This is a genomic window from Nocardiopsis sp. FIRDI 009, assembly GCF_003386285.1.
Classification (GTDB): Bacteria; Actinomycetota; Actinomycetes; order Streptosporangiales; family Streptosporangiaceae; genus Nocardiopsis.
The window spans coordinates 64,083-75,501 of record NZ_QPNC01000004.1; the positions used below are offsets into that span (position 1 = coordinate 64,083).

The following is an 11,419-nucleotide window of genomic DNA, read 5'->3' on the forward strand; positions in this document are numbered from 1 at the left end:
GACGACGGGGCCTCGGCCGTGCACGGTGTTCCACCGCCGTTCCCTCGACCATTCATCACCAGGTGATATCCGCGAAAGCATAGAACGGCACGCCGATCCCCGCCGTGTCACGGCAGTCACGAATAGAGAACGATACTCAGGGGTCGAACTCGCCTTCATCGCGTCACACGCCACGACCAGGAACGACCCACACGAACATGATCTGACCTCCCGAATGGGACCCGTGGCGACTAAGGTCGACATGTCATCTGTTTTCCATTCACGACCCTTCCTGAGCGGGACATGTCTGAACTGTCGAGCCCCCACGGCTCCTGGCCCTCGCCCATCAGCGCCGGTGACGTCGCCCGAGACGTCCACCGGATGTCCTTTCCCTCCGTCGTCGGCGACGAGATCTGGTGGGAGGAGGAGCGCCCGGCGGAGGGCGGTCGCTCCACCGTCATGCGCCGCGACGCCGACGGCACCGTCACCGAACTCCTGCGCGCGCCCTGGAGCGCCGGCACACGGGTGCACGAGTACGGAGGGCGCTCCTTCCTGCCGGTGCCCCGGCGCGACGACAAGGCCCTCACCCGCATGGGCATCGTCTTCGCCAACGCCGAGGACCAGCGGCTCTACCTCCTCGAACGCGACGCCGCCGCGCCCACGCCCCTGACCCCCGAACCCGACCGGCCCGCCGCCCTGCGCTACGCCGACCCGGCTCTGAGCGCCGACGGCAGACAGGTCCTGTGCGTGCGCGAGGAGCACACGGACGGGGGCGTACGCCGCTCCGTGGTGACCGTACCGCTGTCCGGCCGGGGCGCCCACGACCCGTCGGCGGTGCGCGAACTGGCCGCCGGCGCCGACTTCTACGCCTCACCGGTGGTCTCCCCCGACGGAGAGCGCCTGGCCTACGTCCGCTGGAACCACCCGCGGATGCCCTGGGACGGCACCGAACTGCGGATCGGACGACTCGACGGGGCCGGCCTGTCCAGGGAGGTCACCCTCAAGGGCGGGGTCGACGAGTCGGTCCTCTCCCCCACGTGGGTGGACGCCGACACCCTCTACCTGGCCTCGGACTGGCCCGGATTCTGGAACCTCTACCAGGCGGGCGTGACCGGACAGGCGATGGCGCTCTACCCGGCCGAGGAGGAGTTCCACGCCCCGCCCGGACGACTGGGCCACCGGTCCTTCGCCGTGCTCGACTCGGGCAGGGTGGTGGTCCTGCACGGGAACGCCGACCTGACACCCAGCGTGTACGACCCCGACACCCTGGAACTGACCCCGGTCACCACCGAGTTCACGTCGTGGTCGCAGGTGGACTCCGACGGGCACGGCGTGGTCGCGATCGCCGCCTCCGCCACCCGACCCCAGTGCCTGGTACGCCTGCACCCGGACTCCGGCCGGGTCGAGGTGCTCCGCGAGTCGACCGACGCCCTGCCCGACCCCGCGTACCTGCCCGTCCCCGAACACGTGACGCTGCCCGGACGCTACGGGTCGCCGGTCCACGCCAACGTGTACCGGCCGAGCAACCCCGGTGTCGACGCCGACGCCCCGGCGCCGTTCGTGGTGTGGGTGCACGGCGGTCCGGTCTCGCACGCCTCGCACGAGCTGGACCTGGCCAAGGCCTACTTCACGAGCCGCGGCATCGGCGTGGTGGACGTCAACTACGGGGGATCGACCGGGTACGGCCGCTCCTACCGTAAGCGCGTCCACAAGGAGTGGGGCGTGGTCGACGTCGAGGACGCCGCGGCGGCCGCCCGTGCCCTCGTGGACCGGGGGCTGGCCGACCCGGAACGGCTGGCGATCCGGGGGCCCAGCGCGGGCGGGTTCACCGCGCTGCTGTCGCTGACCGGGGACACGTTCGCGTGCGGGGTGTCCTACTTCGGGGTCGCCGACCTGCTGGGACTGGTCGAGACCACGCACGACTTCGAGTCGCACTTCCTGGACTCGCTCGTGGGCACCCTGCCCGGGTTCGTGGAGACCTACCGGGAGAGGTCACCGGTCAACCGGATCGGGGAGATCGATGTTCCGGTGCTCCTCCTCCAGGGCACCGACGACCGGGTGGTCACCCCGGACCAGGCGTTCGGCATGGCCACGGCCCTGGGGAAACGGGGCGTGCCGTACGCGCTGTTGGAGTTCGAGGGCGAGGGGCACGGGTTCCACGCGGCGGCCTCCCGGGAGCGCGCCCTGGAGGCGGAGCTGGCCTTCTACGCGCGGGTGTTCGGGTTCGAGGCGGACGTGGCGCCGCTGACCCTGGAGACCGAACCGCCCGCGCCGCGTTCGGGACCGGAGGAACCCGAGGCGGCGAAGGACTCCGGCGACCTGACGGCCGCCGACGGGACCGAAGCGGCCGAGGGCACCGGGACGGCCGAGGGGGACGAGCCCCCCGCGGCGACCGGTGGGGTGCCGTCTCCGGACGGCGAGCGCGGTCGGGGCGAGGAGGAAGGCACACCCTAGAGGTCCGGCTCGTCCAGGTCGACCTCGACGCCCTCGCGTTCGAGTTCCTCCCGCACCACCCGGTAGGCCAGCCCGGAGGAGTACCCCTTCCGGGCGAGCGCCCCCAGGGCGCGGCGGATCCGGGTGTCCCGCTCCTTGCCCCGGGACATGGCCAGACGGCGACGGGCGAGGTCGCGGGCGGCCGCCACCTCGTCCTCGTCGGACAGGTGGTCGACGGCGTCGCGCACGGTGTCCTCCGCCACGCCGCGGGTGCGCAGTTCGCGGGCGAGCGCCCGGCGGGACAGGCCCCGGCTGTGGTGGCGGGAGGACACCCACGCGTTCGCGAAGGCGGCGTCGTCGATGAGGCCGGCGTCGCCGAACGCGCCGAGGACGGACTCGACGACCTCCTCGGGGAACTCCCGGCGCAGCAGGGCCCGCTCCAGCTGGGCCCGGGTGCGCGGGGAGTGGGTGAGCATGCGCAGGCACAGGGCTCGGGCCCTGGCTTCGGGATCCTCCCCGGGCGGGCGGGACCCGCCCGGGGAGACCTCGTCCTCGGGTGACACAGGCCGGTCCTCGGTCCCGCGCCGGTCACGCATCAGGGGCGGGCGCCTTGGTGGTCTTGGCCGGGGCGCGCTTGGTCGGAGCCTTGGCGGGGGCCTCCTTGGCCGTGCCGTCCTTGTCCGCGGGCTCCTTGGCGGAGTCGGCGGCCTCGGAGCCGGAGGCGCTGTCGTCGCCCGCACCGGGCACGCCCAGCTTCTCCTTGATCTTCTTCTCGATCTCGTTGGCCACGTCGACGTTCTCGCGCATGAACCGGCGGGCGTTCTCCTTGCCCTGCCCGAGCTGGGTGCCCTCGTAGGTGTACCAGGCGCCGGACTTGCGCACGATGCCGTGCTCCACGCCCAGGTCGATGAGGCTGCCCTCGCGGGAGACGCCGACACCGTACAGGATGTCGAACTCCGCCTGTTTGAACGGGGGCGCGCAGTTGTGCACCACCGTGTCCCCGGCAACCAGATTGTGCAGTTCCTCCACCTCGACGTCGAAGGTCCGCACCTGCTTGGCGGGCAGGATCTCCACGATGTTCTCGTACCAGACCTGTTCGGCCAGCACTTCGTGGAGGAACACGTCCTCAAGACCGTTCGCGAGGGCGGCCAACCGGTCCCGACGCAGCCGAGACGAGCCCAGGACCTGCTTCATCCCGCCGGCCGGGTCGCCAGCACGCTCACCGATGATCGCCGCCGCCTGCGCCGGAGTCACACCACGCTGCTCTAGGTGGGCCAGCACGGGAGCGACCACCGTGTCGGGCAGGTAGTTGCGCTGCGAGCCGCGGTGACGCCCGTCAAGACGATCCAACTCCTCGAGAAGCGCCCTTCCCCGGGGCCCCCACATGGGAATCGCTGCGGCGAAGGCGGACACGTTCTCGACTCCGGACACACGGACCTCATAGGCGGGACGCTTTCCGACGACCCGCCGCCCACGCACGACCCCGCCGCGCTGAGCGTGCGGGTCCCGTCGACGCACCGAACTACCGATCCCCCAGCGGAGCAGCAACCAGTGCAGCTGTTCGGCGAGTTGGTGTGAGGTCGTCGCGTATCCGACGCGGATTCCACCGGTCTGCTCCCGGCTCACGTAACCGTCGCTCTCGAAAAGACCGAAGATCAGATTCGCGACGAGGACGGAGTCGACATCGGGGTCGAAGAAATATGAGGGAACGCTCTTCTCCGGAGCGAGCTTCCCCCAGATTCCGGCTTCCCTGCACAGCCGCAGGAGTCCGTTCTTCTCACCGATCCGGTGCGAATAGGAAACTCGAATATTTTCCTCGTTCGGAGTGGCTTCACATCCCAGACTCTCCGCGATCCTCGCAGCGTCTTCGTGGAGTTCCGAAGAAACGTTGATAAACTGGATCGGGGTTTTCCCGCCGACGTACCCGTCTCCGATGAGGTAACCCAACATGCGAGCCTCGTCAGGAGTCACGGGCCGCTTCTCACCGAATCCGAGGAACTCGCGCGGCCGCGCGACCCGATCACCGACGACCAGTTCACCGGCTTCACGCCAGCCGTGTTCGGTGAAGATCCTGTGGTCCGGCGTCACCCAGAGCTCCTGGTTCCCCCGCAGCCTGAGCCCGATCACCGACTGTTCACCCTGGTCGAACCAGGAGACGACGGGCCTGGAATGCAGCACTCCGGCCTTGTCCATGGCCGCGACATGAATGGGCAGGCGATTGTCGACGACATCCTCGATCCGGTGTGTCACACCAGAAACCGGATCGAATACCCGGGTTCCCTCAGCAAGGCACTTGTTCTTCACGACCTTGACACGCGTCCGGTTCCCGACCGCGTCAGTGCCGTCCTTGAGGGTTTCGATCCGCCGAACGTCCAGACGGACCGAGGAATAGAACTTCAGCGCCTTTCCACCGGTCGTCGTCTCAGGACTGCCAAACATCACCCCCACTTTTTCACGAAGCTGGTTGATAAAAATTGCCATGGTCCCGGTCTGGTGCAGCGCACCGGCGATCTTGCGCAGCGCCTGGGACATCAGCCGGGCCTGGAGACCCACGTGGCTGTCGCCCATCTCCCCCTCGATCTCCGCCCGGGGCACCAGGGCGGCCACGGAGTCGATGACGATGATGGAGACCGCGCCGGAGCGGACCAACATGTCGACGATCTCCAGCGCCTGCTCACCGGTGTCCGGCTGGGACAGCAGGAGGTTGTCGGTGTCCACGCCGATCTTCTTGGCGTAGCTGGGGTCGAGCGCGTGCTCGGCGTCGACGAAGGCGGCGATCCCGCCCGCCTTCTGCGCGTTGGCCACCGCGTGCAGGGCCACGGTCGTCTTACCGCTCGACTCGGGTCCGTACACCTCCACGATCCGACCCTTGGGGAGCCCCCCGATGCCGAGTGCGACGTCGAGCGCGATGGCCCCGGTGGGGATCGACTCGATCGGCGGACGGTCGTCGTCACCCAGGCGCATGACGGAGCCCTTGCCGAACTGCCGCTCGATCTGCGCGAGCGCTGTTTCGAGAGCCTTGTCTCGGTCTCCAGATGCCACGGGGTACCCCTGTTGGGTCGATGCCTTCTTCTTCATGATGCGCACGACGCTACGCGGTCGGTCCGACAATCGCGACGTCCGACCTTCGTCTGTGGACAACCCACACTACCCGAACCTCTGTTCGATTGTTCGAACGGCTCGGGAGGACGTCGAGGGCCTCCCCCTGAGGGTGTCAGCGGACGGAGAGGGGAAGGTCGAACGCGTCGCAGACGGCACGCCACACGTCCTTGGCGCCCACCCCGTCGGCCAGCGCCTGCTGGACCGTCCGCGAGCCGAGCCCCTCGATGACGTAGTCCTTGGCCAGGCTCTCCGCGTAGGCCTCGCCGAACTGCTCGTGCATGTTCTGCCAGAAAACCGTGAGTCTCATCGGTCCCAGTATCGGCGATCGGCGCATCCCCCGCGCCCTTCCCGGGACATGTCGTCGTGGGCGTGCAGACTGGCCCCATGAACCACCCACCGCACCCCCTGGACCGCTTCGCGCCCGCGACACGGGAGTGGTTCGAACAGACCTTCCCCGCCGGTCCCACCCCCGCCCAGACCCAGGCATGGTCCGCGGTCGCCGCGGGTCGCGACGTGCTCGTGGTCGCCCCCACCGGGTCCGGCAAGACGCTGTCGGCGTTCCTGTGGTCCCTCGACCGGTTGACCTCAGCACCGCCGCCCGGGGACCGCTCCCGGCGCTGCCGCGTGCTGTACGTCTCCCCCCTCAAGGCCCTGGCCGTGGACGTCGAACGCAACCTGCGCGTCCCGCTCGCGGGGATCTCGGAGCGGGCCGAGGCGGCGGGTACCCCGGTCACACCGGTCACCGTCGGCGTGCGCACCGGGGACACCCCCGCCGACGAACGCCGCCGCATGGCCACCCACCCGCCGGACGTGCTCATCACCACGCCGGAGTCGCTGTTCCTCCTGCTCACCTCGCGCGCCCGCGAGGGGTTGGCCGGGGTGGAGACCGTCATCGTGGACGAGGTGCACGCCCTGGCGGGCACCAAGCGCGGCGCCCATCTCGCGCTGAGCCTGGAGCGGTTGGCGCACCTGCTCGACCGGCCCGCCCGGCGCATCGGCCTGTCCGCCACGGTCCGGCCGCCCGAACTGGTCGCGGAGTTCCTCGGCGGGGCGGCGGTCGTCGCTCCGCCGGACACCCCGCACTTGGACTTGGGCGTGGTCGTGCCGGTCCGTGACATGGACGAACCCGGCCCCGCCCCGACCTCCGGGGCGCCCGGCCCCGCGCGCGGGTCGATGTGGCCGCACCTGGAACGCCGGGTGCTGGACCTGGTCGAGCGGCACACGTCCACGATCGTGTTCACCAACGGCCGTCGCACGGCGGAACGGCTGTGCGCCCGGCTCAACGACCTGTACGCGGAGCGCTCCGGCGCGCACCCGCCGCCGGAGGAGGCCCCCGCCCTGGTCATCGCCCAGTCCGGGAGCTCCGGGGGCGCGGAGGCGGTGGTCGCGCGGACCCACCACGGTTCGATGTCCAAGGCCGAACGCGCCCTGGTCGAGGACGAGCTGAAGTCGGGCCGCCTGCCCTGTGTGGTGGCCACCTCCAGCCTGGAGCTCGGGGTGGACATGGGCGCCGTCGACCTGGTGGTGCAGGTGGCCGCTCCCCCGTCGGTGGCCAGCGGCCTGCAACGGGTGGGCCGGGCGGGACACCGGGTCGGCGAGGTCTCGCGCGGCGTGTTCCTGCCCCAGCACCGGGGCGACCTGCTGGCGTCGGCGGTGGTGGCCGAGCGGATGCGCGCGGGCGGGATCGAGCCGTTGGAGATGCCGCGCGATCCGCTCGACGTGCTGGCCCAGCAGATCGTGGGCATGGTCGCGATGGACGACTGGCCGGTGGCCGACCTCGCGGCCCTGGTCCGCCGCGCGGCCCCGTTCGCGGACCTGACCGACCCGGTGCTGGAGTCGGTCCTGGACATGCTGTCCGGCCGCTACCCCTCGGACGAGTTCGCGGAGCTGCGGCCGCGCGTGGTCTGGGATCGGGAGGCGGACGTGCTGCGGGCCCGCCCGGGCGCCCAGCGGCTGGCCGTCGTCAGCGGCGGGACCATCCCCGACCGGGGGCTGTACACCGTGCACCTGTCTCAGGCGCCGCCGGGCTCGCGCGCCCCGACGCGGGTGGGCGAGCTGGACGAGGAGATGGTGTACGAGTCGCGGGTGGGCGACGTGTTCGTGCTGGGGTCCTCGTCCTGGCGGATCGACGCGATCACGGCCGACCGTGTCCTGGTGAGTCCGGCGCCGGGGCGTCCGGGGCGGATGCCGTTCTGGAAGGCGGACGCGGCGGGCCGGCCGGCGGAGCTGGGCCGGGCGGTCGGCGCGTTGGCCCGGGAGCTGGCCGCGGCCGACCGCGCGGGGGCGCTGGAGCGCGCCGCGGCGGCGGGGCTCGACGGCTGGGCGGCGGAGAACCTGGTGGCGTACGTGGCCGAGCAGCGACAGGCCACGGGTCAGGTGCCGGACGACCGGACGGTGGTGTTGGAGCACTTCCGCGACCAGGTGGGTGACTGGCGGGTGGTGCTGCACTCGCCGCTGGGCGCTCGGGTGCACGCGCCGTGGGCGCTGGCGATCGGGCTGCGGCTGCGGCAGGAGTGGGGGCTCGACGCCCAGGTGGTGCACGGGGACGACGGGATCGTGGTGCGCCTGCCGGACGTGGAGCGCGACTGGCCGGTGCTGGCGCGGGAGCTCGCCGGGTTGGTGGCGCTCGACCCCGACGGTGTGGAGGCGCTGATCACCGAGGCGCTGACCGGTTCGGCCCTGTTCGCGGCGCGGTTCCGGGAGTGCGCGGCGCGCGCCCTGCTGCTGCCGCGGCAGCGCCCGGACCGGCGGATGCCATTGTGGCAGCAGCGGCTGCGGTCGGCGGACCTGCTGTCGGTGGCGGGGCGGTACGCGTCGTTCCCGATCGTCCTGGAGGCGGCGCGCGAGTGCCTGCGCGACGTGTTCGACGTGCCCGCGCTGGTCGGGCTGTTGGCCGACATCCGCGCGCGGCGGGTGCGGGTGGTGGAGGTGCGCACGGAGTCGCCGTCGCCGTTCGCGCGGTCGCTGCTGATGGAGTACACGGCGGCGTTCCTGTACGAGGGGGACGCCCCCGCGGCGGAGTCGCGGGCGCGGGCGCTGACCCTGGACCCGTCCCTGCTGGCCGACCTGCTCGGCCGGGCGGACCTGCGGGAGTTGTTGGACCCGCGCGTGGTGGAGGAGGTCGACGCGCGGTTGCAGCGGTTGTCCTCCCCGGTCGGGGACGCGGAGGGGGCGGCGGACCTGCTGCGCGAGATCGGACCCCTGACCACCGCGGAGGCGGCCGAGCGCGGTGTGCGGCGGGACTGGCTGCGCGGACTCCAGGCCGCCGGGCGCGTGGTGCGGGCCCGTGCGGCGGGCGCGGAGCGCTGGTGCGCGGTGGAGGACGTGGCGCGGTTGCGGGACGGCGCGGGGGTGGTGCCGCCGCCCGGTGTGCCGGAGGCGTTCCTGGAGCCGGTGGCCGCGCCGAGGCGCGATCTGGTGTCGCGGTACGCGCGCACGCACGGCCCGTTCGTCGCGGCCGAGGCCGCCGCGCGGTTGGGGATGTCCGAGGACGCCGTCGTGGCGGAGTTGCGCGCGCTGTCCTCGGCGGGGCGGGTGGTACGCGGGGGTTTCCGGCCGGGCGGGTCGGGGGTCGAGTGGTGCGACGCCGACGTGCTGCGCCGGCTGCGGCGCGGGTCGGTGGCCCGGTTGCGGCGGGAGGTCGAGCCGGTGGACCCGTCGGCGCTGGCGCGGTTCCTTCCGCTGTGGCAGAACGCGGTACCGGGTGAGCGGCTGCGGGGGCCGGACGCGGTGTTCGCGGCGGTGGAGGGGTTGCGCGGCGTGCCCGTTGCGGCCTCGGCTCTGGAGTCGTTGGTGCTGCCCGCCCGGGTGGAGGGATACGCGCCGTCGGGGTTGGACGAGTTGACCCAGGCCGGGGAGGTGGTGTGGGCGGGGGCGGGCGCCCTCCCGGGTGGGGAGGGGTGGATCACCCTCGTGCCCGCGGACGAGGCGGCGCTGCTGCTGCCCGATCCGGTGGCGCCCGAACCGGACACGCTCGCGGACACCGTGCTGGGCGTGCTGCGTGAGGGCGGGGCGCTGTTCTTCCGGGACCTCGGCGACCGCGTCGCGCACGCTCTGGGCGGGGCGGTGGTCGCGGACGCGGACGTGGTGGCGGCGCTGTGGGAGCTGGTGTGGTCGGGTCTGGTGACCAACGACGGTCTGGCGCCGCTGCGGGCCCTGCTGGGCTCGGGGTCGGCTCCCCGGTCGCGCACCGGGCGGCGGCCGGGACGACCCGTCATGCCCAGCCGGTCGGGTCCGCCCACCGCGGCCGGGCGCTGGTCGGTGCTGCCGGAGCGGGAGACGGACCCGACCCGGGTGGCGTTGGCTCGGGCGGAGGCGCGTCTGCAGCGTTCGGGGGTGTGGGTGCGGGGTCGGCGCCGGGGGTTCTCCCCGGACGAGTACCGGGTGCTGCGGTCGATGGAGGAGGCCGGGCGGGTGCGGCGGGGGTACTTCGTCGAGGGACTCGGCGGGGCCCAGTTCGCGCTGCCCGGTGCGGTGGACCGGTTGCGGGCGCTGGCCGGTGAGGGGGCCGGCGGCTCCCTGCCGCCGGTGGTGCTGGCGGCCACGGATCCGGCCAGTCCGTTCGGGTCGGAGCTGCCGTGGCCCCGGGGGGCGGAGGACGTGCACGTGGCCCAGCGGCCGGGTCGGAGCGCCGGTGCCCTGGTGGTGATCGACGGCGGTCGGCTCACGCTGTTCGTGGGCCGGGGTGGGCGGTCCGTGCTCACGTTCGGGGCCTCCCGGGAGGATCTGGACCGGGCCGCACGCGCGTTGGCCGAGGTCGTGCGGGCGGGCGCGCTCGGTACGGTCACGGTGGAGCGGGCGGACGGTGTGGAGGTGTTCGGTACCGCCGTGGACGCGGCGCTGGCGGCGGCCGGGTTCCACGTGACGCCCAGGGGGTTGCGGCTGCGGAGCGGGTAGCATCCGAGCGACCTCCCGTCGGGGGGTGGACGGGAGGAGCGGAAGGTGGACGTGGAGGCGGGGATCCGTCCGATGCGGCCGGAGGACGTGGCGGACGTGGTGGCGACGTCGCTGGCGGCCGACACGGTGTTCGCCGACTCCGGTGTGGTGCTGCCGCCGGACGACCCGCGCGAACTGGTCGGGCACGCCGACCGGATCCTGGTGGCGGGCGAGCCTGTGCGCGGGCTGGCGGCCACGGTGACCGTGGACGGGCACACGCATCTGGAGCAGCTGGCCGTGCACCCCGACCACGGGCGGCGCGGACTCGGCTCGGCGCTGCTGGAGGCCGTGTGCGCCGAGGCCGCCGGGCGCGGGGACCGGGTGGTGACTCTGACGACCTTCCGCGACCTGCCCTGGAACGGCCCCTGGTACGCGCGGCGCGGTTTCGCGCCCCTGGCTCGGGAGGACTGGGGTCCGGGGCTGGAACGGGTCTGGGCGGCCGAGGGGCGGGCGGGGATCCGGGTCCTGCCGCGCGTGGTGATGGTGCGCCCGCTGGACTGACGGGGGCGCCCGGGTTCCGGCAAGGAGGTCGGACACCACCCCCGACCCCTCAGGCCCCATGGAGGGCCGTCCGGTTCCGGCCGTCGTTCGGGGGCACCAGGACGTCCTGGAGGAGGTCGCGGCCCCACCGGTGTCCTGAGTCGGCCGGGCCGCCGCGGGGTCGCGTTGGTATCTTCGGGCTCGCACTCACCCCCTGTGCGAAAGGCCCGCCATGTCCCCCACTGGTCGCGCCCGTGTCGGCCGCTACGTCATCCGTGAGCGGCTCGGCGGCGGCGGGATGGGAACCGTCTGGAGCGCGCACGATCCCCTGCTGGAACGGGAGGTGGCCATCAAGGAGCTGCGCCTGCCGCCCGACATCCCCGAGGAGGAGCGGGACGAGGCCAGGGCGCGCATGGTCCGCGAGGCCCGGGGCTTAACCCCGGATCTTGGACACGGGGGTGATTGACTACGCCGCGATCGCCAGCGTAGA

7 protein-coding genes are annotated in these 11,419 nt (G+C 72.7%); 4 read left to right on the forward strand and 3 right to left on the reverse strand.

The genetic code is table 11. From position 1 onward, the window contains the following. The first annotated feature begins 282 nt into the window (after positions 1-282). Positions 283-2,433 (forward strand): prolyl oligopeptidase family serine peptidase, encoded by a 2,151-nt coding sequence (locus DVR05_RS02600; RefSeq protein ID WP_116244178.1) that lies wholly within the window; start codon positions 283-285, stop codon positions 2,431-2,433. Here DVR05_RS02600 and recX read toward each other — a convergent pair. The 3 genes from recX to DVR05_RS02615 all read right to left on the reverse strand — a co-directional run bounded on the left by recX (position 2,430) and on the right by DVR05_RS02615 (position 5,821). Then, positions 2,430-3,008: a recombination regulator RecX gene (gene recX / locus DVR05_RS02605; RefSeq protein ID WP_116244179.1), complete on the reverse strand. Its 579-nt coding sequence runs from the start codon at positions 3,006-3,008 to the stop codon at positions 2,430-2,432. The two genes, DVR05_RS02600 and recX, sit on opposite strands and share 4 nt — an antisense overlap. Continuing rightward, positions 3,001-5,490 carry an intein-containing recombinase RecA gene (recA, locus tag DVR05_RS02610; RefSeq protein ID WP_116244191.1) on the reverse strand — a complete coding sequence of 830 codons (2,490 nt, stop codon included), beginning with the start codon at positions 5,488-5,490 and terminating at the stop codon, positions 3,001-3,003. Before recA ends, recX begins: the two co-directional genes overlap by 8 nt. Before the next feature lie 136 nt (positions 5,491-5,626). Further along, a complete protein-coding gene (locus tag DVR05_RS02615) occupies positions 5,627-5,821 on the reverse strand; it encodes a DUF3046 domain-containing protein (protein ID WP_116244180.1) in 195 nt (64 codons plus the stop codon). 77 nt (positions 5,822-5,898) lie between these two features. Here DVR05_RS02615 and DVR05_RS02620 point away from each other — a divergent pair, with 77 nt between their 5' ends. The 3 genes from DVR05_RS02620 to DVR05_RS27825 all read left to right on the forward strand — a co-directional run bounded on the left by DVR05_RS02620 (position 5,899) and on the right by DVR05_RS27825 (position 11,395). Further along, positions 5,899-10,410: an ATP-dependent helicase gene (locus DVR05_RS02620; protein ID WP_116244181.1), complete on the forward strand. Its 4,512-nt coding sequence runs from the start codon at positions 5,899-5,901 to the stop codon at positions 10,408-10,410. Between the two features lie 72 nt (positions 10,411-10,482). Next, positions 10,483-10,950: a GNAT family N-acetyltransferase gene (locus DVR05_RS02625; protein WP_116244192.1), complete on the forward strand. Its 468-nt coding sequence runs from the start codon at positions 10,483-10,485 to the stop codon at positions 10,948-10,950. 211 nt (positions 10,951-11,161) lie between these two features. Beyond that, on the forward strand, positions 11,162-11,395 hold the full coding sequence (locus tag DVR05_RS27825; protein ID WP_116244182.1) for a hypothetical protein: 234 nt from the start codon (positions 11,162-11,164) through the stop codon (positions 11,393-11,395). The last annotated feature ends 24 nt before the right edge of the window (positions 11,396-11,419 follow it).

Bases quoted from the DNA above. Each gene is read 5' to 3' on its own strand.
- DVR05_RS27825 (WP_116244182.1), top strand. From the start codon at position 11,162: ATGTCCCCCACTGGTCGCGCCCGTGTCGGCCGCTACGTCATCCGTGAG.
- DVR05_RS02600 (WP_116244178.1), top strand. From the start codon at position 283: ATGTCTGAACTGTCGAGCCCCCACGGCTCCTGGCCCTCGCCCATCAGC.
- DVR05_RS02620 (WP_116244181.1), top strand. From the start codon at position 5,899: ATGAACCACCCACCGCACCCCCTGGACCGCTTCGCGCCCGCGACACGG.
- recX (WP_116244179.1), bottom strand. From the start codon at position 3,008: ATGCGTGACCGGCGCGGGACCGAGGACCGGCCTGTGTCACCCGAGGAC.
- DVR05_RS02625 (WP_116244192.1), top strand. From the start codon at position 10,483: ATGCGGCCGGAGGACGTGGCGGACGTGGTGGCGACGTCGCTGGCGGCC.
- recA (WP_116244191.1), bottom strand. From the start codon at position 5,490: ATGAAGAAGAAGGCATCGACCCAACAGGGGTACCCCGTGGCATCTGGA.
- DVR05_RS02615 (WP_116244180.1), bottom strand. From the start codon at position 5,821: ATGAGACTCACGGTTTTCTGGCAGAACATGCACGAGCAGTTCGGCGAG.